The organism is Microvirga yunnanensis, assembly GCF_025460875.1.
The window spans coordinates 26,256-50,257 of sequence record NZ_JAMXFI010000058.1; the positions used below are offsets into that span (position 1 = coordinate 26,256).

At 66.0% G+C, this 24,002-nt stretch carries 33 protein-coding genes and 1 tRNA gene; 18 read left to right on the forward strand and 16 right to left on the reverse strand.

Annotation, left to right across the window (positions count from 1 at the left end):
• Positions 1-50: 50 nt before the first annotated feature.
• The 4 genes from NF876_RS24775 to NF876_RS24790 all read right to left on the reverse strand — a co-directional run bounded on the left by NF876_RS24775 (position 51) and on the right by NF876_RS24790 (position 2,684).
• A complete protein-coding gene (locus NF876_RS24775) occupies positions 51-524 on the reverse strand; it encodes a hypothetical protein (RefSeq protein ID WP_262271119.1) in 474 nt (157 codons plus the stop codon).
• 128 nt (positions 525-652) lie between these two features.
• Positions 653-1,420: a sulfite exporter TauE/SafE family protein gene (locus tag NF876_RS24780; protein ID WP_262271120.1), complete on the reverse strand. Its 768-nt coding sequence runs from the start codon at positions 1,418-1,420 to the stop codon at positions 653-655.
• 110 nt (positions 1,421-1,530) lie between these two features.
• Positions 1,531-2,070, reverse strand: a complete 540-nt coding sequence (locus tag NF876_RS24785) for a GNAT family N-acetyltransferase (RefSeq protein WP_373371469.1) — start codon at positions 2,068-2,070, stop codon at positions 1,531-1,533.
• On the reverse strand, positions 2,067-2,684 hold the full coding sequence (locus NF876_RS24790) for a helix-turn-helix domain-containing protein (RefSeq protein WP_262271121.1): 618 nt from the start codon (positions 2,682-2,684) through the stop codon (positions 2,067-2,069). Before NF876_RS24790 ends, NF876_RS24785 begins: the two co-directional genes overlap by 4 nt.
• A gap of 181 nt (positions 2,685-2,865) precedes the next feature.
• On the opposite strand from NF876_RS24790, the gene NF876_RS24795 reads away from it, so the two are divergent.
• A complete protein-coding gene (locus NF876_RS24795) occupies positions 2,866-3,123 on the forward strand; it encodes a hypothetical protein (RefSeq protein ID WP_262271122.1) in 258 nt (85 codons plus the stop codon).
• A 495-nt stretch (positions 3,124-3,618) separates the two neighbouring features.
• Here the strand turns inward: NF876_RS24795 and NF876_RS24800 are convergent, their stop codons facing one another.
• A complete protein-coding gene (locus NF876_RS24800; protein ID WP_262271123.1) occupies positions 3,619-5,205 on the reverse strand; it encodes a hypothetical protein in 1,587 nt (528 codons plus the stop codon).
• Positions 5,206-5,384: 179 nt separating this feature from the next.
• Complete coding sequence (locus tag NF876_RS24805) at positions 5,385-6,563, reverse strand: TAXI family TRAP transporter solute-binding subunit (protein WP_262271124.1); 1,179 nt, start codon at positions 6,561-6,563, stop codon at positions 5,385-5,387.
• 453 nt (positions 6,564-7,016) lie between these two features.
• Between NF876_RS24805 and minC the strand changes: the two genes are divergently transcribed.
• The 3 genes from minC to minE are packed head-to-tail and all read left to right on the forward strand — an operon-like array spanning position 7,017 to position 8,777.
• Positions 7,017-7,685 (forward strand): septum site-determining protein MinC, encoded by a 669-nt coding sequence (gene minC, locus NF876_RS24810; protein ID WP_262271125.1) that lies wholly within the window; start codon positions 7,017-7,019, stop codon positions 7,683-7,685.
• 16 nt (positions 7,686-7,701) lie between these two features.
• On the forward strand, positions 7,702-8,517 hold the full coding sequence (gene minD, locus NF876_RS24815; RefSeq protein ID WP_173946374.1) for a septum site-determining protein MinD: 816 nt from the start codon (positions 7,702-7,704) through the stop codon (positions 8,515-8,517).
• Complete coding sequence (minE, locus tag NF876_RS24820) at positions 8,514-8,777, forward strand: cell division topological specificity factor MinE (RefSeq protein WP_262271126.1); 264 nt, start codon at positions 8,514-8,516, stop codon at positions 8,775-8,777. The genes minD and minE overlap by 4 nt, the downstream gene beginning before the upstream one ends.
• A 51-nt stretch (positions 8,778-8,828) precedes the next feature.
• On the opposite strand, the gene NF876_RS24825 is transcribed toward minE, so the two are convergent.
• The 4 genes from NF876_RS24825 to NF876_RS24840 all read right to left on the reverse strand — a co-directional run bounded on the left by NF876_RS24825 (position 8,829) and on the right by NF876_RS24840 (position 12,850).
• Complete coding sequence (locus NF876_RS24825; RefSeq protein ID WP_262271127.1) at positions 8,829-10,022, reverse strand: hypothetical protein; 1,194 nt, start codon at positions 10,020-10,022, stop codon at positions 8,829-8,831.
• Positions 10,015-10,830 carry a hypothetical protein gene (locus tag NF876_RS24830; RefSeq protein WP_262271128.1) on the reverse strand — a complete coding sequence of 272 codons (816 nt, stop codon included), beginning with the start codon at positions 10,828-10,830 and terminating at the stop codon, positions 10,015-10,017. The genes NF876_RS24825 and NF876_RS24830 overlap by 8 nt, the downstream gene beginning before the upstream one ends.
• A 171-nt stretch (positions 10,831-11,001) precedes the next feature.
• On the reverse strand, positions 11,002-11,334 hold the full coding sequence (locus tag NF876_RS24835) for a septal ring lytic transglycosylase RlpA family protein (protein WP_262271150.1): 333 nt from the start codon (positions 11,332-11,334) through the stop codon (positions 11,002-11,004).
• A gap of 268 nt (positions 11,335-11,602) precedes the next feature.
• Positions 11,603-12,850 (reverse strand): MFS transporter, encoded by a 1,248-nt coding sequence (locus NF876_RS24840; protein ID WP_262271129.1) that lies wholly within the window; start codon positions 12,848-12,850, stop codon positions 11,603-11,605.
• Between the two features lie 240 nt (positions 12,851-13,090).
• On the opposite strand from NF876_RS24840, the gene NF876_RS24845 reads away from it, so the two are divergent.
• Positions 13,091-14,020, forward strand: coding sequence for a DMT family transporter (locus NF876_RS24845; protein WP_262271130.1), 930 nt, complete (start codon positions 13,091-13,093; stop codon positions 14,018-14,020).
• A 6-nt stretch (positions 14,021-14,026) separates the two neighbouring features.
• Here NF876_RS24845 and NF876_RS24850 read toward each other — a convergent pair whose 3' ends face one another.
• Positions 14,027-14,311 (reverse strand): hypothetical protein, encoded by a 285-nt coding sequence (locus tag NF876_RS24850; RefSeq protein WP_262271131.1) that lies wholly within the window; start codon positions 14,309-14,311, stop codon positions 14,027-14,029.
• A gap of 233 nt (positions 14,312-14,544) precedes the next feature.
• Between NF876_RS24850 and NF876_RS24855 the strand changes: the two genes are divergently transcribed.
• The 5 genes from NF876_RS24855 (at position 14,545) to NF876_RS24875 (ending at position 17,391) form a co-directional block, all read left to right on the forward strand.
• Entirely contained in the window at positions 14,545-14,883 is a 339-nt protein-coding gene (locus tag NF876_RS24855; RefSeq protein ID WP_262271132.1) for a hypothetical protein, read from the forward strand.
• 269 nt (positions 14,884-15,152) lie between these two features.
• Positions 15,153-15,362: a cold-shock protein gene (locus tag NF876_RS24860; protein WP_009763033.1), complete on the forward strand. Its 210-nt coding sequence runs from the start codon at positions 15,153-15,155 to the stop codon at positions 15,360-15,362.
• Between the two features lie 88 nt (positions 15,363-15,450).
• Positions 15,451-15,669, forward strand: coding sequence for a hypothetical protein (locus NF876_RS24865; RefSeq protein WP_262271133.1), 219 nt, complete (start codon positions 15,451-15,453; stop codon positions 15,667-15,669).
• 61 nt (positions 15,670-15,730) lie between these two features.
• Complete coding sequence (locus NF876_RS24870; protein WP_373696717.1) at positions 15,731-16,645, forward strand: class I SAM-dependent methyltransferase; 915 nt, start codon at positions 15,731-15,733, stop codon at positions 16,643-16,645.
• Positions 16,642-17,391, forward strand: coding sequence for a pseudouridine synthase (locus NF876_RS24875; protein ID WP_262271135.1), 750 nt, complete (start codon positions 16,642-16,644; stop codon positions 17,389-17,391). Before NF876_RS24870 ends, NF876_RS24875 begins: the two co-directional genes overlap by 4 nt.
• Before the next feature lie 21 nt (positions 17,392-17,412).
• On the opposite strand, the gene NF876_RS24880 is transcribed toward NF876_RS24875, so the two are convergent.
• Positions 17,413-17,832: a nuclear transport factor 2 family protein gene (locus NF876_RS24880; RefSeq protein WP_262271136.1), complete on the reverse strand. Its 420-nt coding sequence runs from the start codon at positions 17,830-17,832 to the stop codon at positions 17,413-17,415.
• 217 nt (positions 17,833-18,049) lie between these two features.
• Here NF876_RS24880 and NF876_RS24885 point away from each other — a divergent pair, with 217 nt between their 5' ends.
• From NF876_RS24885 to NF876_RS24895, 3 genes are all read left to right on the forward strand, one after another.
• Positions 18,050-18,397: a hypothetical protein gene (locus NF876_RS24885; protein ID WP_262271137.1), complete on the forward strand. Its 348-nt coding sequence runs from the start codon at positions 18,050-18,052 to the stop codon at positions 18,395-18,397.
• Positions 18,398-18,585: 188 nt separating this feature from the next.
• Complete coding sequence (locus tag NF876_RS24890) at positions 18,586-19,266, forward strand: TerC family protein (RefSeq protein WP_262271138.1); 681 nt, start codon at positions 18,586-18,588, stop codon at positions 19,264-19,266.
• Positions 19,267-19,402: 136 nt separating this feature from the next.
• Positions 19,403-19,479: transfer RNA gene (locus NF876_RS24895), tRNA-Arg, on the forward strand.
• A 463-nt stretch (positions 19,480-19,942) separates the two neighbouring features.
• Here the strand turns inward: NF876_RS24895 and NF876_RS24900 are convergent.
• Both NF876_RS24900 and NF876_RS24905 read right to left on the reverse strand, forming a co-directional pair.
• Positions 19,943-20,167, reverse strand: a complete 225-nt coding sequence (locus tag NF876_RS24900) for a hypothetical protein (protein WP_262271139.1) — start codon at positions 20,165-20,167, stop codon at positions 19,943-19,945.
• Positions 20,164-20,613 carry a DUF5681 domain-containing protein gene (locus NF876_RS24905; protein WP_315975073.1) on the reverse strand — a complete coding sequence of 150 codons (450 nt, stop codon included), beginning with the start codon at positions 20,611-20,613 and terminating at the stop codon, positions 20,164-20,166. The genes NF876_RS24900 and NF876_RS24905 overlap by 4 nt, the downstream gene beginning before the upstream one ends.
• A 434-nt stretch (positions 20,614-21,047) precedes the next feature.
• On the opposite strand from NF876_RS24905, the gene NF876_RS24910 reads away from it, so the two are divergent.
• The 5 genes from NF876_RS24910 (at position 21,048) to NF876_RS24930 (ending at position 22,543) form a co-directional block, all read left to right on the forward strand.
• Positions 21,048-21,329: a hypothetical protein gene (locus NF876_RS24910; RefSeq protein ID WP_262271141.1), complete on the forward strand. Its 282-nt coding sequence runs from the start codon at positions 21,048-21,050 to the stop codon at positions 21,327-21,329.
• Positions 21,329-21,481 carry a hypothetical protein gene (locus tag NF876_RS24915; RefSeq protein ID WP_262271142.1) on the forward strand — a complete coding sequence of 51 codons (153 nt, stop codon included), beginning with the start codon at positions 21,329-21,331 and terminating at the stop codon, positions 21,479-21,481. Before NF876_RS24910 ends, NF876_RS24915 begins: the two co-directional genes overlap by 1 nt.
• Before the next feature lie 48 nt (positions 21,482-21,529).
• On the forward strand, positions 21,530-21,904 hold the full coding sequence (locus tag NF876_RS24920) for a hypothetical protein (protein WP_262271143.1): 375 nt from the start codon (positions 21,530-21,532) through the stop codon (positions 21,902-21,904).
• A gap of 70 nt (positions 21,905-21,974) precedes the next feature.
• Positions 21,975-22,199 (forward strand): hypothetical protein, encoded by a 225-nt coding sequence (locus NF876_RS24925; protein WP_262271144.1) that lies wholly within the window; start codon positions 21,975-21,977, stop codon positions 22,197-22,199.
• A 50-nt stretch (positions 22,200-22,249) separates the two neighbouring features.
• Entirely contained in the window at positions 22,250-22,543 is a 294-nt protein-coding gene (locus NF876_RS24930) for a helix-turn-helix domain-containing protein (RefSeq protein ID WP_262271145.1), read from the forward strand.
• 105 nt (positions 22,544-22,648) lie between these two features.
• Here NF876_RS24930 and NF876_RS24935 read toward each other — a convergent pair whose 3' ends face one another.
• Both NF876_RS24935 and NF876_RS24940 read right to left on the reverse strand, forming a co-directional pair.
• Positions 22,649-23,161, reverse strand: a complete 513-nt coding sequence (locus NF876_RS24935; protein ID WP_262271146.1) for a helix-turn-helix domain-containing protein — start codon at positions 23,159-23,161, stop codon at positions 22,649-22,651.
• A gap of 87 nt (positions 23,162-23,248) precedes the next feature.
• Positions 23,249-24,002 (reverse strand): porin (locus NF876_RS24940; protein WP_262271147.1); only part of this gene is annotated, 754 nt, incomplete at its 5' end.

Here is a 24,002-nt window from a genome sequence, read left to right on the forward strand (position 1 = left end):
AGGGGACGGGCGCCGCGTCCGAGAGGCTTCGGACGCGGCGGGTGACGCGGTCAGGCCGCCGAGGAGGTGGCCGTTTCCGAACCCGTCGGCGGCGTGGTGCCGGACGAGCCTTGCGACGAGCCGGTCTCGTCGGAGCGCTGCTGCGGCCGGCTGAGATTGGCCGGGGAGCGATTGGCGGTCGTTGACGGCGACACGGCCGGTTTGTGATTGACCGCGTGGAGGTCGGCCTGGATGCTCTCGATCAGGTCGGCCAGCCAGGTCTCGCCGTTCTGGAGGCGCTCCCGAAGCGCCGACCGCGCGATGTCGAGCTTGGCGGAAATCTCCATGGTGGTGCGTGACGGCAGGCCGCTGAAATCCTGCTCGATGGCGGCGAGCTCGCGCAGGAGCTCGTCACGCAGCCCGCGCTGCTCGTCGGCCATGATCAGCGGCGAGTTCAGCATGCCGCGCAGGGCGGCCCATCGCAGGCCGAGGGCGCTGACCGATTGCGTTCCGTCGAGTCCTGAGAGGTGTTGGGATTCGGCCACGAGCATTTCCTTTTCGCGAGACTTGAGAATCGAGACGTCGCAGGAAGGAGCATGGTTGTGGCGTCAATCGGGCAGCCGCTTCCAAAAGGCCGCCCGACCGCGGGCTATTTCGCATATGGTTAGCGAATTCAGCGGATAAAGAAATACAGTGTCAGGGCCGCGCCGACCGCGATGACGAGCCAGCGGATGACGCCGGCCGGCAGGCGGCGGCCGAAGACCACGCCGAGATAGCCGCCGATCACCGAGGCTGCCCCGACGACGAGGGTCTCGGGCCAGCTCACGAGGCCGGCCGCGATGAACAGCACCACGGCCACGAGCTGGATCAGCGTCGAGCACAGGTGCTTGGCGGAGTTGATCAGGTGGAAATCGTCGCCTTCGGTGATGGCGAGCGCGGCCAGCATGACGATGCCCATCCCGGCGCCGAAGAAGCCGCCATAGATCGCGACGCCGGTCTGGAACGCGAGGCCTGTGGCCCAGGCCTTCGTGGACGGGTGATGCCCTTCCTGCTTGCCGATGGCGCGGGCGAGCGCCACGATCTTCGGGCTCGCCGCGAAGAGCAGGGTGGCGAACAGGAGAAGCCACGGCACCAGCTGCCGGAAGGCGTCGTTGTTGGTGACCGTGAGGATGTAGGCGCCGATCACGCCGCCCACGAGGCTGACGATGCCGAGCGCCGCGAAGCGCCGTGCATTGGCGGCGAGCTCGCGCCGGTAGGCCCAGGCGCTCGCGAGATTGGCCGGCGTGACCGCGACCGCGCTCGTGGCATTGGCGACGACGGGCGGCAGGCCCGCGGCCACGAGGGCCGAGAAGGTGAAGAAGGTGCCGCCGCCCGCGATGGCGTTGACGAGGCCGGCCGCAAGGCCCGAGGCGGCGAGGAGCGCCGCAGTCGATAGGTCCATGATGGTGATCTGACGGGAGTGCCAAGCAGGAGGGTTGAGGCCCGGCCATAGCATGGCGGACGCGCGCAAGCCCATTGGGCCAAGGTCTACACCGTCCGTGCGCGGGGCGATCAGCTTGCGGCGATCTGCTTGTAGAACACGGTGGTGTCGCAGAACCCGCCCTTCGGCCACAGGGCATAGTTCGGGATGATTCCGGACCGCGTCCAGCCGGCGCGCTCGTAGAGGCGCTCCGCGTCCCCGCCCGTCACCGTGTCGAGCACGAGCACGGTCTTGCCGGCCGCTCGGGCCGCGTCCTCGGCGGCCCGCATGAGAGCCGCGCCGATGCCGCGCTTTCGCGCCCCGCTGTGGACGAGCATCTTGGCGATGTCGGCCCGGTGCGGCTGGTTCTCCGGCTGCCTGAGCACGACCTGCACGGTGCCGACGATCCGGCCCGACGCCTCGTCCTGGGCGACGAGCAGGATGCGCTCGCCGGCCGCGACCCCGTCGGCGACGCCCTGCCAGAAGACGTCGGCTCTCTCCTGCGTCAGGGGCGACATGAAGCTCACCGAGGCGCCGCCCTCGACGCAATCGATCAGGACGGCCGACAGGGCGCCGATCTGCTCCCGGGCGTCCTGCGGTGAGAGGGACACGATGATGGTCGGCACGGTCATGGGGCTCCTCGGCGCGGAAGGGCGGATGCGGATCCGGCGCGCCCGTCCGTGGCGAGCGCCACCACGTAGCGGGCGGGCCGATCGGCATGGTTGCGGAAGACGGTCGGCCGGTCGAGGCGCATGGACAGGCAGTCGCCGGTCGCCAGATGATGGGTTTCGTCGCCCAGGGTCAGGTCGATCGCGCCCTCGACGATCCAGATCTGCTGGTGCACCGGCGCGGCGCGGTGGCCCGTGTCGTAGGCCACCCGCGCGCCGGGCGGAAGGACGACCTCGACAAGCTCGATCGGCGAAGCGAAGCCGGGCGCCGACAGGTTGCGGCGGGTATAGCCGCTGTCCGGGTCGCGCCACACGCGCTGATCGGCCCGCCGCGCGAGGGGCGACGCGTCGGCGCTGTCCTGTTCGGCGAAGAGGGACGCCAGGGTGACGCCGAGGCCTGCGGCCAGCCGGTCGAGCACGGCCGCCGTCGGGCTGCTCTCGCCGCGCTCGATCAGGGAGATCATGGACCGGCTCACCCCGGTGCGCTCGGCGAGCCCATCCATGGTCAGGCCGCTCGCCGCGCGCAGGCTGCGCAGGCGCTCGGCCAGGTGGGCGTTGAGGGTGGAGGTTTGATCCATCAAAATAGATTAGCTATCCAATATATTGGAGTCAAGAGTGACGCTTCAGCGTCCGGCAAGCCTCCGTCGCTAGGACAGGCGTCCCGACGCGACGCGCGGCGGGCCCGAAGGCTGCGGTTTGCTGTGGATCATGCCCGGACGGTCCATTGCCCTCGGCGGAACAAAAGAAGATTTTCAGAGCATGTCGAACGTGATCCCTCTCGCTCCGCGCCTGAAGCCAGGACGCCCCGCCGCCGCGGAGGCCGAGGAGAGGGCCGCGCTCGCCGCCGACCTGATCGACCTGATCGACCGGGTGAGGGACCTGACCGAACACGTGGCCGGCCTGCCGGGCCCGGCCCTGCAGATCCAGCAGACCGCCCAGCAGCTGCTCGATGCCGGCACCGCCCTCGAGCGGGCCGTCGATTCCCTCACCGAGGGCGGCGAGTGGGTGCCTTTCTAGAGCATCGGACGGAAAAGTGGATCCGGTTTTCCGTTCTGACCGATGCTCTCATTCAAGAAGAAAGCATCGGATGGATCCCAAAAGTGCAAGTCCACTTTTGGGTCCGATGCTTTAGCGCACCGGACGTGAACCGCGGACCTACTTTTGGGATCGGGGCCGCAGCATGTCATGGCCGGGCTCGTCCCGGCCATCCCGATCGGAAAGGCGCGGCGCCTCTCGCATCGGGATCACCGGCACAAGGCCGGTGATGACGGGGAGAGCTGGTCTGGGCCGGTGACAACACCCTCCCAGGTCATGGTACCCTCCGCCCTTCCCGCCCCCTCCCATGTCATGGCCGGCCAGTCGTCACCCGCCTCTCGCCGGCCATCCCGATCGGAAGAGCGCCGCGCTTCACTGTATCGAGATCACCGGGACAAGCCCGGTGATGACGGGGAGAGATGGGGCAAGCTCCGATGCTCCGGCATCGATGAGAGCATCCGCCAATGCTCACAAGCCCTATTTCAGCGCCTCCAGCCGCTCCCCGGCCTGGGCGACGCCCATGGCGCGGGCGCGGGCATAGAGCTCCCGGGCCCTGGCGGCATCGCCCCGGATCCCCAGCGCGCCCAGGCGGGTCAGCACGTTCGGATCGAAGGTTTCGGCCAGCACGAAGGCTGCGCGGGGATTGGCACCGTCCAGGGCGCGCTCGAGAAGCAGGCGGGCGCCGCTCACATCGCCCTTATGGAACAGCTCCTCCGCGCGCAGGATCAGGCGCTCGTCCGGGTTGGCCGGCGCCGCGGCCGTTGCGCCCGGACCCGTGGCGGGGCTTTGCGCCTTCGCCGGAGGCGCCGCCGCGGCGCCGAGCGGCAGGGGCTCGATCCCGTCCGGCAGAGCCGCGACCACCACGGCGGGCGGCTGCTTCGGCGATACGGCCGAGGTGACGTCCAGCAAAACCCGCCCGGCCTCCGCCCATGACGGCCTCGACTCCGCGGCCGGCGGAGATGGAGGAGCCGGAGGAGCCTGAACGGGCGCTTCCGGGGCAGGCAGGGCAAGGGGAGGCACGGCAGGGGGAGCCAGTGCAAGCGGCGGCTCGGTCCCCGTGGCCGCGAGGCGGAACACCACCGGGGTGGCGCTCGGACGACGGGGCTCCTGGAGCGTGTCCAGCGCCTCCGCCGTGTCCAGCAGTTCCTGGGTCAGCATGTCGCTGCGGGTCCGGGCCCAGGCCAGGGCCTTCTCCAGCTCGGCGGTCCGGCGGGCCTCCGCGGCAATCCTCTCGTCGCTGGCGGCCTGCAGGTCGCGCAGCTTCTTGTGGGCGCCGGCGAGCTCGCGCTCGACCCTGTCCCTGCGCTCCCGTTCCTGACGCAGAAGCGCGTCCCGCTCGGACGCGGTCGCGGCCACGGAAGCCCTGTCCTGCTCCAGGGCGTCCTGCAGGGAGCGGATCTGCTCCCGAAGTCCGTCCGCCTCCAGCCGGGCGGCCTGGCTCCGGTCGTGCTCCCGCTGCAGATCCTGCTGCACCCCGGAGGCGGCGAGCGCCTGGGAGTCCTGCTCCTGCTTCAGGCGCGCCTCGAGAGCGCCGTGCTCCTGCATGAGGGACGTCAGGGATTGCGAGACCGTGGTGCTGAAGGAGCGTTCCTGGTCCAGGGCCTCCTGCATGTCGGCGAGGTTGACCGGGACCGGCCCGGCAGGGACCGGACAGGATGGCGCGGCGGTGGCCGCTTCCGCGGCGGCCGGTTCCGGCGCAGGCTTCGCTTCGCCCCGGATGCCGAGCCCCTGCAGGGTGGCGACGAGGTCCGGATTGTTCAGGTGGTCGACGAGAACGATCGCCAGGGTGCCGACCTCGATGGCCGAGTTGAGCGTGTCCTCGGCCCTCTTCCGGTCGCCGGTGCGGATGGAGGTTTCGAGCTCCGCCGCGAGCTGCCGCCGGTCCGGCGAGGTCAGGAGCAGCGGGAGAAGGGTCATGAGGTTGTCCGATCCGTCCGCCGCCGGACCGGCGGTGTTCGGGATGCCCTGTGCGGATGCGGGCCCGAGAAGAGCCGCGCCGATCAACGTGGTGGCCAGCAGCTCGGCGGTGAACGATTTCAAATCAAATGCCTTGTGCCCAATCATGTCGGACCTCCTTCGGTGGCCGCCAGAGGCTGCGTGCCCGGCCTCTGGCTTCGGTCCTGCCTTGGTGTCTCGGCGCACCGTGCGCAAAGTGGCCCAGGTTTTCGCATCGAACGATGCGCCGCTGAGGAACCGAGCGTCGGATCGATCCTGAAAGTGCCTGCCACGTTCAGGTCCGCTGCTCAGTCTTGCCGGGTGACGCGACGGGCGGATCGTTGCCGATCGCTCTGCCAGGCGAGGAATTCCCGGAACAGGACCTCGCGCTGCTCGGCCGAGACGTCGATGCCTCTGCCCTTCAGGAAGCTCTCGAAGCTCTGGCCCTGGGGCGAGGGCTTGCTGGCGGTGGCGGCCCGGTCGAGCCAGGCCTGGGCGGGCCTCACCCGCTCCCAGCCGGGCACGTCGGCCGCGAGATTGACCTCCTTCCACTTGGGATGCCGGCCCGGCTGCAGGAACTCGTCGAACCGGGAAAAGAAAGCGTCGACGAAACGCTTGACGCGGTTGTAGCGGTCGGAGTTCTCGGGCCAGTTGAACACGGCCAGCAGGCTGCCGACCGCCAGGGTCTCGATGGGTTTGTCCTTGTCGACGAGCTGCGGATAATCGGCGTTCGCGAAGCGCGCCGGGAAATAGCTTTCCGCGATCTCGCCCTCGAACGGGATCGACAGAAGGTGGAAGCGGCCGTCGGTCTGGAACTCGGCGATCGCCCGGACCGGGCGTCCGGCCACGTACACGGCCGCCTGGATTTCACCCGACTTGAGCTTCGCATAGGACGAGGCCTGGTCGAAGGTGGTCATCTCGGGCTTGATCCCGAGCTTGTCGAAGATCAGCCGGGAGGTCAGGTTGGTGCCGCTGCCGGCCTTGTCGATGTTCACCTTCTTGCCGTCGAGCTGGCGGATGTCGGTGATCTCCCGGTCGGCGATGATGTGGACCTCCTCGTTGTAGAGGCGGGTGATGAAGCGCAGGCGCCGCACCGCGTCGTTCTGGAGGTTCTCCGCCTTCAGCTGCTCGCGCGCGTCCATCTGCACGATCCCGATGTCGACCCCGCGCAGGAACATGATGTCGCGCAGGTTCTGCAGCGAGCCGCGCCCGATCATCGGCAGGACCCTCAGGTCCTCGCCGTCGAGCACGTTGGCGAGATCGGCCGCGATGCGGATATAGGTGCCGTCCGCCCCGCCCGAGATCACCCCGAGCGTGCCCGCATTGGCCCGGGCCGGGTTGAACGCCGGCGCCGGCTGGGCCGGTGCCGTCTGGGCGGGCGCCGCGAGGGTGCCGGACACGAGCGCGGCCGCCACGACGGCGGCCCGGAGAGAGAAATGGCGGAAAAATCTGCCAACGGGAGACCAGGTGTTCACGCGACCCGACATTCTTCATCCTCCCCTGGATGAGCCTTGCGGCGGCTTGTTGATCCGATCGTTCTGTGCTCGTCCCTATCGATGAAAATATGCGTTAAGCAACGATGAAACAAAACGAAAGAAATCTCATCGTATGCTCCTCAATGGGTTGGTCAATTGAGCTTTGAGGACGGAGTAATACTCAATAAGTGCTATGCGATAATCAAAAAGAGATATGTTTTATCTTTATATTCCTTGAAGGGGCGGAAGTTCTCATCTGAGCCTCAGGGTTTACCCGGATTCCCCCGCAGGATTCCCGCAGATTCGCAGCCCAGGCCGGCCCGCAAAATTGTAAGCGCCCGGCGACACTTTTAACGGTCCGTTAACCATAAACGGTCGAAATCATGGGGAATTAAAGGAATCTGTACTCCCGTGACCATTGCCGTTCGCAACCGTCCTTCTCTTCGCTTCCGTGGCAGGTCCTTCATGGCCCTGGTCCTCGCGCCCGAAGTGCCGCTGAGAGACTGGCTCGAAGATCTCGACGCCGTATCGGAACGTTCGCCCGGCTTCTTCACCGGGCGGCCCATCATCGCCGACGTCTCGTCGCTGAAGCCGTCGAAATCCGAGCTGAAGTTCCTCCTGGCCGCGTTCAAGATGCGCAACATCCGCATCATCGGCCTCGAAGGCGCGGCTCCCGAGAACGTCGATGGCGACATGCCGCCCCCGATCACCGGCGGCAAGCCGACAGGCGAGATCGACGTGCCGGATGCCGCCAGCGCGGCGGTCGCGGCCGCCGGCACGCCCTTCGCCGACGCGCCCGTGCCCGAGAAGTCGCTGCTCATCGAAGGCTCCGTGCGGTCGGGCCAGTCGATCCTGCATCCCGAGGGCGACGTGACGGTGCTGGGCTCCGTCGCGTCCGGTTCGGAGATCGTCGCGGGCGGCTCGATCCATGTCTACGGGTCCCTGCGCGGCCGCGCCATCGCGGGCTGCACGGGCAACGGCCGCGCGCGCATCTTCTGCCGGAAATTCGAAGCCGAATTGATTGCGATCGATGGGCTCTACAAGACCGCTGACGATCTGGGAGGCAAGTTCCTCGGTCAGCCTGTGCAAGTGAACCTGGATGGCGATTCGATCATCCTGAAAACAATGGATTGAGAGAAAGAGGGCGACAATGGCCAAAGTCTTGGTCGTAACTTCCGGCAAGGGTGGCGTTGGCAAGACAACGTCTTCGGCGGCACTGGGCGCGGCGCTGGCGCATGGCGGCGAGAAGGTCGTGGTCATCGATTTCGACGTCGGCCTGCGCAACCTGGACCTCGTCATGGGGGCCGAGCGCCGCGTGGTGTTCGACCTCATCAACGTGGTGCAGGGCGACGCGAAGCTCAACCAGGCGCTCATCCGTGACAAGCGGATGGAGAACCTCTCCCTGCTGCCCGCCTCGCAGACCCGCGACAAGGATGCGCTCACGGAAGAGGGCGTGGCGCGCGTCCTCAACGAGCTGCGCGAGAAATTCGACTGGATCATCTGCGACAGCCCGGCCGGCATCGAGCGCGGCGCCACCATGGCCATGCGCCACGCGGACGTCGCCGTTGTCGTGACGAACCCGGAAGTTTCTTCCGTCCGCGATTCCGACCGCATCATCGGCCTGCTCGATTCCAAGACGGAATTGGCCGAGAAGGGCGGGCGCATCGAGAAGCACCTGCTGCTCACCCGCTACGATCCGGCCCGCGCCGAGCGCGGCGAGATGCTGAAGGTGGAGGACGTGCTGGAAATCCTCTCGATCCCGCTCATCGGCATCATCCCCGAAAGCGAGGAGGTGCTGCGCGCCTCGAACGTCGGCTCGCCGGTGACCCTCAACAATCCGGCCAGCGCGCCGGGCCGGGCCTATTTCGACGCCGTGCGCCGCCTCAAGGGCGAGACCGTCGAGCTGACCATCCCGACCGACAAGAAGGGATTGTTCGGCAAATTGTTCGGACGGAGGGCTGCATGAGCCTTTTGAGCTTCTTCAACCGGCGCACCTCGGCGCCCGTCGCGCGGGAGCGATTGCAGATCCTGCTCGCGCACGAGCGCGGCATCGTCGGCGGCAAGCCCGATCTGGTGGCGCAGCTGCGGGAAGAGATCCTGGCCGTGGTCCGCCGCCACGTCATGGTCGAGCAGGACAACGTTCAGGTGAAGATGAACCGCGATTCCGACATCTCGACCCTCGAGATCGAGATCGAGATCCCGGCGCCGGCCGGGGCGACCGCCTGACATCCATGAGCATCGGCTGAACGGCCCCCGCCTGCGCGGGGGCCGTTTTCGTTAGGGCTGCTGCTTGCCCCAGACGCCGATCTTCGCTTCGCGAGCCTTCTCGGCCGCGGCCTTGAGCTCGGGCGTCGCATCGTCGGTCGGCCGCCCGCCGCCGTTGAACAGCACCACGCGGGACAGGTCCTGTCCGCCGACCTGGCAGCGGTAGACGTCGTTTCCGCCCACCTGATCGCAGGCCACTTCGCGGCCGTTGAGGTACTGGGTCAGGTCCTCGGGCTTGCCGGCGCCGGGCGCCCATTCGACCCCGAACAGGCGCACCACTTCCCCGTTCAGGGACAGGGTCGCCGTATCGATCACGTCCGGCACCCCGCGCAGCGCCCCCGTAGATCCGGTCGAGCCGGTGCTCGAAGGCTCCGGCTCCCGGATCGGGCTCGCCGCTGCGGCGGTGGCTGCGGCGGACGCGCCCGATCCGGCCCGGGTCGCGGGCGCCTCCTCGCCCCGGAACAGGACGGCGCCGACACCCAGGAGAGCGAGAACGGCCACCGCGCTCAGCGCGAGGGCGGGCCGCTTCCAGGAACGGGTGCGCATGTCGCCGAAGACGATCCGCTCATGCTCCTCCGCGACCGGGACCGGATGGTCGTCCGCCGGGCTTGCAGCGCCGTGATCGGCGGCGCCGTCCGCCTTGAGTGTCCCGGGCTTGGGTGTCCCGGGCGTGCCGCGCGGCCATTCCGCCGCCGGCAACCTGGGGCCTTGATCGTCAGGGCCGGGTTCCGGCCGCGCCGGCGGCTCCGCCGCCTCCTCCGGTGCCAGGGCCGCCTCGGCCGCCGGCGGCGGAGGCTGTTTGGGGTCGAGGCTCATCCAGTCGCGCTTCGGCTTCTCGCGGGGCCGGGACGGTTCTCCCTCGGCCGCGAGCGAGGCCGCGTCGGGCTTCGCCGGCCGGAACAGCACCGGGTATTTCAGGCGCAGCTCGTCCACGAGATCGTGCAGCGTGAACTCCGCCGTCTTCCCGTCCCTCTCGGTCGTGCGCGGCCGGCCCTCGTGATCGATGATGGTCAGCTTGAGCGCGCCGTCCGCCTCGGACGGGCGCACGGAGGATTCGATGATCAGCTCGAGCGCGCGGCGGGCGTCGTCGGTGGGATGAAACCGGTCGAGCTCCCCGTGGATGGTCTCGCGCATCCTGTCGCGCATGCGGGCCCAGTTGCGGCGCGGCTCCGCCTTCGGATCGCGGGTCATGGTGTCGTCATTCATGCAAAGCGCCCTCCGAGGCACGGTTTCGGCGGCGGTCCTGGCCGAGCAGCGTGCTGTGCTCCGCCACGATGACCGGCTTGTCGCCGATGAACTGAACGATGAGCTGAAGGGCGCCGGTGCCCTGCGAGACGCGCCGCCGCTTGGGCGAGGAGGCGGTGAAATCGAACACCGCATGCACGGTGCAGATCTCGCCGGCCGGGTTGCACACGGTCCCGATCCCGTCCGGGCGCGGGCGGTAGTCGCGCTCGGGCCAGCGCCTCACGAAGCGCCGCTTCTCGTTGAAGAGCCTCTGCATGGTCACCTCGCGACCATGGAAGAGGATCCGGGGCGCATAGAAGGCCGCCGTGGCTTCCAGCGCGACGTCGTTCGAGGCCGACCAGGACTGGAGGTAATCGATGGCGAAGTTTTTCGCCACGGACGCCCGGTCGCCGCGCTTGTCGGCATCGGGGTCCTTCTGCGGCCGCGCCGTGACCGTGGGAGCCGACGGGGCCGCCGCGGGCGGCTCGGCCTGCCGGACAGGCGGCGCGTCAGGCCGGGCGACCGGCTCCTGGGGTTGCGCCGATCGGGTCGGCGGGGCCTCAGGGGCGGGAAGCGGTGCGGGGGGCGGTGTCGCGGCCTGCGGGGCCGGGGCGGCCGGCAGCGGGGTGGCCGGCGCTGGGCTCGCGGGCGGGGAGGGCGGCGGGGAGGCCGCGCCCAAGGCCGGGGGATCGACCCAGGTCCGACCCGTCTGCGCCACAGCCATGGGGGGCGCGGCCGTCAGCAGCGCCAGGAGGGCAGTGATCGATGTCAGCGGCCGACCGATCTGCATGCGTTTCCAATTGGCCTCTTCTTCAAGAAAGGGTGACCGGGGAAAAGCCACCCGAAGGCTTCTCGGTTCCATGAGCCGCCCGGACAGGAGGGTTCCGGTCCGGGCAGCCTGCAACAGCTCAGTTTGACGATGATTCGGTGATGAGAAAACGGCAGGCTCTCGGAGCCGCCGTCAGAGCTGCGCGACGTCGACGGAGCCGACCCCGGAGAGCCCGATGGCCTGCGCGGAGGCTTTCGACAGGTCGATGACGCGGCCATGGGCATAGGGACCACGATCATTGATGCGAACCACCACGGACTTGCCGGTCTGCCGGTTCACGACCCGCACCCGCGTGCCGAAGGGCAGGGTGCGGTGGGCGGCGGTCAGATCGTTGGTGTTGAAGGTTTCGCCGCTCGCGGTGCGCCGGCCGTGGAAGCCCGGTCCGTACCAGGAGGCGCGGCCGCTCTGGATGACCTTGCTGGACGATGCGTCAGGGTCCGCATGAGCGGAAGGAGACAAGACAATCGTCGATCCGGAGATGAAGAGGCTGAAGAGCGCGAGCGTTACCTTACGTTGATCCACAATGCATTTCCTTGATTGTTATCGATGGGACGCAAAATGGAGGCTAATAGGGCAACATTAAGACGATATAATCATTCGCATTATCGGGTGTATAGCCTCAGTATCGAACTGCGCTATGCAATTGATCTATGTTGATAGTGTAACGGTCAAGCTGATAGGCAAATTGAACGCAAACAACATCTCGCGTGATTGCTTGGCCCCGTGTACCTGCTTACTGGGATGCGTCCGGCCCAGCTTTGCGCGGCGGAAGAGTCATGAGCCAGAGGGCAAGAACGAGCGCCACCGCGAGCAGGAGGGTCACCAGGGCCGCCACCCCGGGCCAGCCGCCGTGAATCCAGAACACGCCGCCCAGGGTGCCGATGGCGCTGGAGCCCAGATAGTAGCAGAACAGATACAGGGCGGAGGCCTGGGCCTTCCCGGTCAGGGCCCGGCTTCCGACCCAGCTGCTGGCGACGGAATGCGCGCCGAAGAACCCGAAGGTGACGGCCACGATCCCGGCCAGGATGAGCGCCAGGTGGTGGAAGAGGGTGAGGGCCACGCCGGCGAGCATGATCGCGATCATCGCCCACAGAACCCGCCTGCGGCCCAGGCGTCCGGCCAGTTCGCCGATCCAGGCGGAGCTCAAGGTTCCGATCAGGTAGGCGGAGAAGATCGCCCCGATGGCGGTCTGGCTCAGGGAATAGGGCGCCTCCGTCAGGCGGTAGCCGAGATAATTGTAGATCGTCACGAAGCCGCCCATGAGGAGGAAAGCTTCGGCAAACAGGGCTCGCAGGCCGGGATCGCGCAGGTGCTCCCTGAAGGAGCCCAGCAGCTCCGCCGGACGGGCCGGGCGGGGTTGGAAATGGGCGGAAGCGGGCAGGCTCCGCCAGGCCGCGACCGCCGATGCGAGGCCCACGGCCCCGATCAGCCCGATGGCGAGCCGCCAGGAGCCGAGATCCGTCAGCCATCCGCTGACGATCCGCCCCGCCATGCCGCCGACCGCATTGCCGCCGATGAAGAGCCCCATGGCGAGCCCGATGGATTTCGGATCGACTTCCTCGCTCACATAGGCCATGGCGACGGCCGGAAGGCCGCTCAGGGTGACGCCGATGAGCATGCGGGCGACGAGGAGGCTGGCCCAGTTCGGGGCGGCCGCCGAGAGAAGGGTCAGCAGCGCCGAGGCGAACAGCGAGGCCACCATGACGGGCTTGCGACCCCAGACGTCGGACAGGGATCCGGCCGCCAGCATGGCCACGGCGAGAAGGCCGGTCGAGAGCGACAGGGACAGGCTGCTGATGGCGGCGCTGACATGGAATTCCTGCGAGAATTCCGGCAGCAGGGGCTGTACGCAATACAGGATGGCAAAGGTCGAGAATCCGGCTGCGAACAGGGCGAGGTTCAGCCGGCGAAAGGCGGGGGTCCCGCTCACCAGACGGCTTGGTGTCTCCGGCATCTGCTCCTGCATGAACTCATTCCGCATGCCTGCTCGATGGACAGGCCCGCCACGCGATCCAAGCACCAGGCTCTTCGAGGCTTCCATGCTTAGAGCGCAAGCATCAGCCCGTCGATTGATCGACCCATTCCCCAGAAGCATGGACTATCTGCCGAGTTTGCACTTCTCGGCACGCCAAAACAGTATTCTATCCGAATTCATATCCTCCAAACTCGAGACCTTCAGGCTCGTCGCTTCGCCGCGCGAGCCTCATTTTTTGAGCTCTTCATGACCTCCGACCCCGTTGCCCGGACGAACCCGGCTCCGCCTGTGCCCTCCGGCGCGCCGGCCTCTCCGTTGCGGGGGATCCTGTTCCTGATCGCCTCCACGATCGTGTTTTCCGTGGCTGACGTCATCACGAAGCAGCTCGCTTCCACCCTGCCGCCGCCGGAAGTGGCCTGGATGCGCTATGTCACCTTCGCGCTCGTCATCATCCCGGTCGTGCTGATCAAGGGCGGCGCCACCCTGCTGCGCTCTCAGCGGCCGGGCCTTCAGGTGCTCAGAGGTCTGGGCATGGTGGGCTCGTCCATCATGTTCATCCAGAGCCTGCCCCATCTGCCCGTGGCCGATGCGACGGCGATCTTCTTCGTCTCGCCGATCCTGATCATGGCGCTCTCCGTGCTGTTCCTCGGCGAGACCGTCGGCTGGCGGCGCTGGAGCGCAGCGGCGATCGGCCTCATCGGGGTCATGATCGTGGTGCGTCCCGGCGCGGGCACCTTCCAGCCGGCGGCCTTCCTGCCGATCATCAGCGCGTCGAGCTGGGCCATCGGCGCCGTGGTGACCCGCAAGATCACCGGTGACCAGGCTCTCACGACGCTCGCCTATTCGGCCTCGGTCGGCAGCCTCGTTCTGAGCGCGCTCATGCCCTTTCACTGGGTGACTCCCAACGGAACCGAGATCGCGCTCGGCCTGTGCATGGGCGTCCTGTTCGCGATCGGCCACGGGTTCGTGGTGCTAGCCTATCGCCACGGCAATGCGTCTCTGATCGCGCCGTTTTCCTATGTCCAGCTGATCTGGGCCGGCACGCTCGGCTATCTGGTCTTCGGGTCGCTGCCGGATTCCTGGACGATCACCGGGGCCTGTCTCATTGCCGTGAGCGGCTTCTACACGGCTTACCGGGAGCGCGTCCGCGCCCTGCAGAAGAGATTTTCAGCCTGACGCGCCTCAGGTCCCCGAATGCACGACGCGCAGACGCGGGCGGGCGGTGCGACTGTAGAAGTTGAGCTCCACAAATTCCCCATCGGCCGGGCCTTCGACGAGCCGGTAGCCGAACTGCTCCACCAGGGCACGTACCTGGCCCAGATTCTCGTTGGAGATCCTGCGGGTGAATTCCGTCAGATCCTGGCTCATCAGTGCGGCGACGATCCCGATCTCGACGCCCTGGTCGAAATCGGCGCTGCGCGCCGGAAAACGAAGCCGCATACCCTCAGCGAGATGGATGTGGTGCATGGGATCCTGGACAGTTCACGCCTACAACTGGCAGCGTTTATCCGGCACAAGATCCTACCGGTTGCTTAAAGTCCCGCAGCCCCGAGGCGGAGGGCAGGGGTGTGGTTAATCCTTCGTGCAGAGGCATGCCATGGATCCCGGAGGGCAGCTTTGCAGTTATCCCGGGAGGGCAGTGACGTACCGGCATGGCGGGTTCGGCACCGCCGCCTCTTGCAACAGGAGTGAGGCGCAGCATGACGCGGCTTTTGATGGGGATCATCCTGGCAACCGGTCTGATCGGGTCGGCCGCCCAGGCGGCCGATGTAAGGACGACCACACGGTTCGAGACCGGCCGGCTTCAGCCCGGCCGCGCGATCGCCCGACTCGCCGACCAGGGGCTGGGCTATTCCGTGCTGCATGACGCGCCGAGCGGCCCGCAGGGCTTCTACCGGGTGCACGTGACCTGCGCCATCGACGAGACCTTCATGCAGACCTACTGCCCCACACCGGCCTATGTCTCCGCGTGCCCCCGGGCCCGGATCGCCTGCGCGGACGGCGGCGGGAGCGTCCGGGCGTTGCGGCTGAAGTACTGAAACGAACCCCGTGACGGTCCCGATCGATCACCCTGCTCCGGGCTTTGCCGGAGCGGGTGGCTCGTTCTCGGCAATCCTGCCTTGTATTCGCCGCATCGAGGCCCTAGATAGCTCCTATCGACATTTGGCCGGACAATCGGGCCGTTACGCCTTGGCCTTCCAGGCGCACGTTCAGACACTCTTCCCAAACATCGACGAACCCGAGCGCGAGGTCGTGCGGTTGCACGCCCTTGGCTCACGTGCATATCAGCCTTACCAAGGATACTCCCATGATTTCGGGCACTGTTAAGTTCTACAACGACCAGAAGGGCTTCGGCTTCATCCAGCCGGACGACGGCAGCAAGGACGTGTTCGTTCACGCCACCGCGCTCGAGCGCGCCGGCATCCGCGGCCTGCGCGAGGGCCAGAAGGTCTCCTTCGACACCGCCGAAGACCGCCGCTCCGGCAAGGTCGCCGTCAACAACATTCAAACGGCGTAATGTCGCTTGACCAGGCTTGGCCTCTGCGCCGCCTCCCGAAGCCGCCCCTCAAGGGCGGCTTTTTGCTTATTCTCGAAAGGAGTCTCCCGTGAGCCACAAATATTCCATGGGGCAACTGGTTCATGCCGCTGCAGCCCATTTCGCGGATCGCACGAGCGGAACCTATGAGATCGTTCGCCTGATGCCGGAGAACAGCGCTGGCGAGCTGGGCTATCGGATCCGCGACACCCTGAGCGGCACTCAGCGTGCGGTCGGAGAATCGGAAATCCGGGCCGTCGGGGCAAAGCAGACCGGCCACACTCATTGAGTCTTACCTTCCGGATCGCGGCATATTAAGAACGCCGGCGTTCAGCGTGGGCTCGGTGACCTTGCAAGACACGAAACCAAGCGGCGTCTATGGGACGCCTCCGGGCGAACTGGCCGACGTTCCGGCTGGAGCCATCCAGTTCTCGCCTCTGATCCCCGGTTCCGGATCGCTGGAACGGCAGGAGGATGGCTCTCTCGCCCGCATGGTCGTCCTGGCCCCGCCTGGAACGGTGGAACGGCGCTACACCGTCGCCCTGGCCCTGCGGGCGCTTGCCCCGGGCGGGTCCCTGACGGTTCTGGCGCCCAAGGACAAAGGCGGTTCGCGGATCCGCAAGGAACTCAACGGTTTCGGCTGTGACGTCGCCGAGACGTCCCGTCGTCATCACCGCATCTGCACCGGTGCACGGCCTGCACGTCCGGTCGGACTCGAAGATGCCCTGGCCGAGGGCAGCCCCCGGGTCGACGACGCCTTGGGGCTCTGGACATGGCCCGGCGTCTTCAGCTGGAACCGCCTCGATCCCGGCAGCGCCCTCCTGGAGCAGACCCTGCCGTCCTTGAGCGGTCGGGGAGCGGATTTCGGCTGCGGCATCGGTATTCTCGCCCGGACGGTCCTGGCCTCCCCGGCGGTGGAACGCCTGACCCTGATCGACATCGACCGTCGCGCCGTCGACATGGCCCGGCGCAACGTGGAGGAACCGCGGACTGAGGTCCGCTGGGCCGATATCCGCAGCGGCCTCGACCTGAAAGGCCTCGATTTCGTGGTGATGAATCCGCCGTTCCATGATGGCGGCGCCGAGGATCAGAGCCTCGGGCAGGCCTTCATCCGCCGGGCCGCGGAGGCTCTCCGACCGGGCGGGGTTCTCTGGCTCGTCGCCAACCGACACCTTCCCTATGAGGCCGTGTTGAAAAGCCTGTTCAAGCGCGTGACACCGAAGGTCGAGGCGAACGGCTACAAGATCTACGAGGCCGCCCGATGAGCAAGGTTCCGACGCTGCGTCTCGACCGGCTCCTGGCCAATATGGGCTATGGCTCGCGCCGGGAGGTCCAGTCGCTGGTCGACGCGGGTCTGGTCACTCTGGACGGGGTCGAGATCGAGGATTCCGATCGGCGCATCACCGTGACGCGCGACCTCCCGGAGCGGATGCGCATCCAGGGCAAGCCGCTCGACCCGCCTCCCGGTCTGGCCCTGATGCTGCACAAGCCCCTGGGCGTCACCTGTTCGCACAAGGAGGCCGGCCCCTTGGTCTACGGCCTGCTTCCCGAGCGCTGGCGCCGGCGCGATCCGGCCATCTCTACGATCGGACGGCTCGACAAGGACACGTCGGGGCTGCTGCTCATGACCGACGACGGCGCTCTGCTGCACCGGATCATCTCGCCCCGGGCCAACATCTCCAAGCGCTACCGCGTGACGCTCGACCGTCCCCTGCGAGGCGACGAGGCAGAGATCTTCGCGGCCGGGACCCTGATGCTGGAGGGCGAGGACAAGCCCCTCCTGCCGGCGCGGCTGGAGGTCATGTCCAGCACCAGCGCCACCCTGACCCTGACGGAAGGCCGCTATCATCAGGCCCGGCGCATGTTCGCGGCGCTCGGCAACCATGTCACGGCCCTGCATCGCGACCGGATCGGCGGTCTGGCCCTGCCGGAGGACCTGGAGCCGGGGCAGTATCGCCTGCTCGGCGAGGCCGACCTCGCCCAGGTCCTGCCGCGTGCCGCAGGCGGCTGAGGCTGGTTCCGCCCGCGCGGCTCAAGGCGTCGCCGCGGCGATGAGCCCGGCGGTGTCGTAATATTCCTCGAAATCGACTGCCTTCCCGTTATGGAACCGCCAGATGTCGACCTTGCGGGTGTCGGCCACCTTGCCAGTGCCCTTGTGGCGCCAGACCGCCCGTCCTACCACGGCCACGCGGTCGTTCTGGGCAATGAAATCGTCCATGGCGTGGGAGATCATCTCCCAGTCGCGCATCAGGTCATCGAGATAGGCGCGCACGCCCGCCTTGCTGGTCCGGCGGGCCGTGAAGGGCACTTGCGGCGAACCTTCCGCGAGGGAGCCGAGGGTGACATCATCGGCAATGATGTTCATCCAGCATTCGCAATCGCGGCCTCTGGTCTCCACCCACCGGGCATAGGCTTCACGAAGAAGGGAAACATGGTCGTTCGGGGCTGCCATTGAGCTCTCCTATGGAAAGCGATTTTGAGCGGGTCGCCCGGACGGCATCTTGAGGCAGGATCTGCCGTCGGCGCAATGTCTCTTCAGGCGCAGCTCAAGCGTGACGGGCTTGGAGCGGACCTCGTATGCGCCCGCTTCGGTTGCTCTGAGGCCTCCGATCGGGTTAGGGAGAGAGGTTGCCCGCCATGGAGTACCATTCGCTCGGATGAACAGAGCATTGGCCCGACCCCGCGTCTCGTTCGCCATCGTGCAGGCGTTGCTTGGACTGATGTTCCTGGCGTGGCTGCCGGCGATCGATCATGCGGGTGCGGAGACCTCCTTTCCCCTTCAGCTCGAGAAAGCTTTTCTGCTGATCGATGGCTCCGACAGCGGAGAGACGGAGCGGGAGAGCGGTCCGGAGGAATGGAGTGACGGCGACGGAACCTCAGAGGTTTTTGCGCCGGCAGATGGGGCTTGCCCCCTCCTGATCAACGCCCGAGGGGCAGGGGCTGGCATCGACCCCTGGCGGTTCATCAACTTCAACCTTCTCGGATCCCTGCGTGCGACGGGGCCACCCGCCCTTTGATCGCAGCCTGGCTTGTCCGGAAGCCAAGTCCGCATGTTTTCCGGTCGATTGCGTCATGCGCCTGATACGGCGCTCCCCTGTTATTCGAGAACGGCTTTCAACCGCATTTCGCCCCTGCATCGGCCGTCGCCGGTGGGCGGGCGAACCTCCGTTGCCGCTGAGCTCGACCGTCATTCAAGTTCCCCGTCATGGAAGCCCTTTTCCCTCAAGTTCTCAAACTGCTCGGCATCATCTGGATCAACGTGATCCTGTCCGGTGACAACGCCGTGGTCATTGCGCTCGCCTGCCGTGGCCTGCCGGAAGACAAGCGCCGGATCGGCATGATCCTCGGCGCCGGCGTCGCCGTGGGCCTTCGGATCGTCTTTACGGTCCTGGTCGCGGCGCTCCTTGCGACGCCGTTCCTGAAAATCGTCGGCGGCCTCCTCCTCCTCTGGATCGCCGTGAAGCTCCTGAAGGGAGACGAGGACGAAGGCGGCGTCAGGGAAACCGACCGCCTCTGGCATGCAGTCTGGACCGTGGTGGTCGCCGACGCGGTCATGAGCCTCGACAACGTTCTGGCGATTGCCGCGGTGGCGCAGGATTCCACAGCCCTTCTCGCCATCGGCCTCGCCATTTCCATCCCGCTCATCGTGGCCGGGGCGGCTCTCATCATGGCCCTGCTGGACCGGATGCCCCTTCTCGTCTGGGCCGGGGCGGCCCTCCTGGGCTGGGTGGCCGGGGAGATGCTAATCTCGGATCCGTGGCTGATCGAACGGCTCGGTCAGGACCTCAGCCACAAGGCCGAGATTCCCACCGCCATCGTGGGGGCCGCCCTGGTGCTCGCTCTCGGCTATGTCTCCCGGCAGCGGGCCGCCACTGACGAGACCTGACGCCACGCGGGCTGGATCTTCCGGCATTCTCGCGTCGCGGCCGTCCCTGCTCCGGGACGGCCGCATCTGCCTCTGTCGGCAGAGGTTGCCCTCCGGGCCGTTATCGGGTAGGGAAGAAACAGGCCCATCGCCGCAAGCACCCGTAGCTCAGCTGGATAGAGCGTTGCCCTCCGAAGGCAAAGGTCACACGTTCGAATCGTGTCGGGTGCGCCATTCATTTTCAAAGACTTAGGTTCTTAGTGGCCGTTACCTGCCAAAGCTGGGTAAGCAATAGGTAAGCAGCCGAAGCCCATTCGCGCTTTTCGGGCAGGTCTCCAACTCTCGACATTCTCGCCATGGTCTAAGGCTGCCGGGCTGGAGGCAATAGCCCGGGTCAGGCAGTCTGTTGCGGCTCTAACGTAGGGCAGATGAAGCTCGCGACGCTGCTGGTCCGTCAGCCCGTATTCCTGCGCCGTTCCAGCCAAAGGCACCAGAGCCAGGAGAGCCACGACGAGCATTCGACGACGGGACATGTGGCACCTCGGGCCAGCTTGTTCACGTTCTTCGGAATTCTACTCCTGATGCGGGCAAGCCACGCTTCTAAAAAGGCTTAGAGGATATCTCCTGCGGCCAGTCGGAAGGCCGTGCCACTTAACTCTGGAGGCTGTGCCAATTGCGCCGATAGCGCCAATAGGTCTCATTCCTTGGGCTCAGGGTCTTCAGGCTTCTCGATGAACACGCGTACCACGGGAAACGGTCGCCCTTTCCAACAATCGAGAGCGCCCGACGCCCACAAGGCCTCCATCTGCCGATCCGCGTCCGCTTTGTCTTCGGCGCAGATGACTGGACAGTAAAAATTCCCCGGGCTGGCAGCCGAGGTCTGCTCCAGGCGGCGGGTTCGGGTCTTCAGGGTTCGGCTCATCTCAGTTTCTCCGCTTCAAGGCTTTCCAGCCGTTCCAGAATGTCGGTTGTCTCAACGGCTCGGACGAACCGGTCGACGAGCCGGGATAGGTCTTCAGCCTCGGAGGGCGTGAGGTCACCGGACGCGACCGCCTCGACGATGGCCGCGGCAGCCTTCACCGCATCGGTGGGCGTCTCAAGCTTCGGCAGGGCGAATGCCACCGGCCGATCCTTCCAAGGTGGCATGATCCGGTCCATCACCAGCCGCATGGCCGTCGTGTCGCCGTCGAGCGCCATTTCGACTGCCTTGCGGGTCACGGCTTCGGCCTCGCCGTCGAGAAGGGCCTCCAAGGCCAACGTCGCCTTGTTGCGGGAGCCTCTCGGGCGGCCAGCGTTGCCCGGCTCGAAGGGTTTGCCGCGCGTATTCTCCGCGTTCTTTCGCGGAGCGGAAGCAGGCGTGTCCGTCATCATGAACTCAATTTCAGTTCTGTATTTGTTCTAAGTATCATCGTTCTTAGCTCCATCGTCTAGGGGTGAGTCTTTTCCATCGGCGGCTGGTAACAGATGCATGCACGCCCATCAGCGTCGGTAATAAACTTCACCCCTAGCTTTGCGAAGGCAGCCTCCAGCTTGGTTGCTGTGTCGTGTCGCAACCCCCCTTGTTCTGTTTCGAACCGGCTCACCGTGTAAGGCGCAACGTCAGCCATCGCAGCGACCTCCCGCACCCCCATCCGAACAGCTGCCCGCGCCATTCTCAATTGTGCAGGGGTCATATTAGCTCCTTGTGCAAAAAAGTTAGTACGGAGTTCTGACTGCGCCCGTGTCTGTGCCAATTATTTAGCACGAGGTACTGGAAAGGCAACACAATTACCTATAACCGTAGGATCGACCGGACCGCCGCAATGCGCGACATGCGCGCCGACCGTGCCAAGCCCGTTGCCGGCTTCCTCGCCTCCCGCTCTCTTGAGATTGCACGGCTCGATCGCTTGGCACGGGAAGCCGCTTCCGCCCCGCTCGTGGCAGGCGGCACTTACGACCGCTCAGCCATCATCACGGCGGCCGTCGCCCAGGCACGGGCACAGCAGGCGAAGGGCGGTAAGGCTCCCTGGCGGCACCTCGTCGGCGCGGCTCTTAGCTTCGTCTGGGCTCGCGCCAAAGCCGCCCGCACCGCGGGAGTGCACTGATGGCTGCCCCCGAGTTCATCGTCTTCCTGCATTACGCCCGCCGGTCTCGCATCCTGGCCAGGGCCTGCCCGGAGGAAGCAGCCCACCATAAGAGCTGCTGCCGCTACTGGCTGACGATGGCGCACCGGGCGCAGCCGCCGCCGCTTCCCTAAATCGTGCCTGAACCTCTCTTCCACTGCTGACGAACAGGAGATGCCATCATGGCTCGAAGCACTGCCCGCTCCGCTCCCCGCAAGCTCCATACCACGGCTACCCACTCGCATCCTGATGCCGCCCTGCTGCGGCTCGTGACCGAGCATGCGAAGGCCAAGGCCCGCCTTGAGGCAGCCGAAATCGCCGCAATGGCGCAGCCTCCTAAACTGTCCGAGGCCAAATTCGACCGGCTCTGCAATCAGGTGTCCGACATTGAGGACGCCATTCTCAACCAGCCCGCACACTCGCTGGATGGCATTCGGGCCAAGGCCCTGATCGCCGCCCGCTATATGCAGGCACCGGAGGATTGGGGCTTACGAACTTATGAAGTCCTTGGCAGCTTCGTCCAGGAGGTCGCATGCATGACGGTAAGCCGGGTGTAACATCGGCAGCGGCTGTTATTCCGAGGCCCGGCTACCCCTCCGGGCCTCGGCCAACTTGCAGGACCTTGCCATGAGCGATGGGCGTGAGTTGTCCAGGCCAAAAGAACCGGGAGGCCGTGATGCCGGGACGAAGAAAGGAAGCCGCTTCGATTGGATCGGGCTGCTCGCCATCGCCATTGCGCTGCACGGCTGGCACAACGGTTTCCGGCCCGTCTACTCCGGCGACATCATTGCCCTCGCCGCGGTCGGCCTGATATTTGTAGTCCGCCGTGAACCTTACGTTTTCCAACCTTGACGGACTGCACCGTTCGCGCATTTCTCTCTGCTCGACCACAGAGGCTGCGCATGGACGCTGATGACGATTTTGACCAGCTGCTCGCCAACTTGGGCGATATCCTCGCGCTCCCGGACCATAGTCAGGACTTGGGCGGTGGCATCAAAATTCCGCATACCATTGACGTAGCTGCTATCCGGAGCACAACCGGCCTGTCTCAAGCCGCTTTCGCTCTCCGAATCGGCGTTCCGGTAGGAACTATCAAGAACTGGGAGCAGGGACGGCGGGCTCCCCAAGGCGCCGCGCGTGTTCTCCTGGCGTTGCTGGGCCGAAATCCTCGGATCGTTGAGGAGACCTTAGGCTGAGCGTGAGGACGTAGCCAAACTGGTAGACACAAGGGACTTGGCGGAAAACCGGGTCCGATTCTCTGCACGATGTATTAGATCTTCACTTGTTGAGGCGCCCCCTTCTCAACCTATCCAAAGCAATTCTGCTTCTTCAGCTGGAACTGCAAAATATGTGTGCTTGGCAATGCGTTCACAGATGATGGTTGCTCCGGGTTTGAGATTTTCCCTGAACCCGTCGTTAGAGCGGAGCTGAAGAGTACCTCGTATGAGAACAGCCATCTCATAATCATTTCGCGCTGCAATCCTGCTCAGGTCGCGGCGCCTACCGGCTCGAAGGATCGTATGTGCAAGCTTTCGATATACAACCACTGAAGTCGATCGGTTGGGCAACGGTTCGGCAGCGCTAATGACGGCGTTCTCGGCGGGGCCCGTTGCGGTTGCAGCAGTAGCTGGTAGTTCCAGGTTCAGGGCCGCGGCGAGTTTCGCTGCAATGTCCAAGGTAGGTGACAAACGTCCGTTCTCAAGACGAGAGATCGTAGACGCTGCGATGCCAGTGACCCGCGCGATTTCTCGCAGCGAAAGCTTCATCTCCACGCGTCGCTGATAGACCGCTCTGGCAAAATTCTTGTCTTGCACTCAACGTCTCTTGTGCTGGGATCACCTAGAAAAAGAAAAACCCCGGTGTCGCCACCGGGGTTCTCCTATCCAATCAGGCCAGGCCGATTAGAAGTCGCGCTGAACGCGCAGGCGGCCTTCCCAGGAGTCGCCGCTGTCGCGCAGACGACCATCGACGAACTGCAGGTTGTTGGTGTCGACGTTGGCGTAGAGAACCTCAACACCGATGTCGAGGCCAGCCACCGGCGACCAGATCACGTTGGTGCCGAGGCGCCACTCGTTGAAGTCGAAGTCGATGCCGGTCAGAGCCTGAGCCTGGTTGCCGTACTCGATGCGAGCGTACGAACCGAAGACGTTCTGACGGACGGTCGGGAGCCAGTAGTGACGCAGACCACCGGCGATCGACCAGCCTTCGCCCGTCTCGATGTCGCCATCGATGCCGATATAGGCATCGACCACGCGGCCCGTCACGTTGCTGGTCGTGATGTTGCCGGTCGCGCCGAGGTAGGCGAGAGCGCCGTTAGCATAGGTGGCAGCGAGCCAGAGGGCGTCGCCAGCAGCCAGCATCGGCAGGTTGATCGAGCCCTGGGCCGTCACGGCATAGCCGTACTCGGTGTCCGGGATCGTGCCGTTGAAGATGCCGTAGTCAAAGCCGTTCGAGGCCTGCAGGACGTTGCTGCGGATCTGGTGAGCCGCACCGGAGACCTGGAACGAACCCCAGGTGCCAGCGTACTTCAGGTTGGCGACGAGGTCAGGAGCGCGCTGGCCAGCCGAGATGTCGGCAGGAGAGCCGACCGGGAAGGTTGCGAGCGGGCCGTTGATCAGGACCGGGTCGAACACCGGAGCGAAGCGGCCCTCTTCG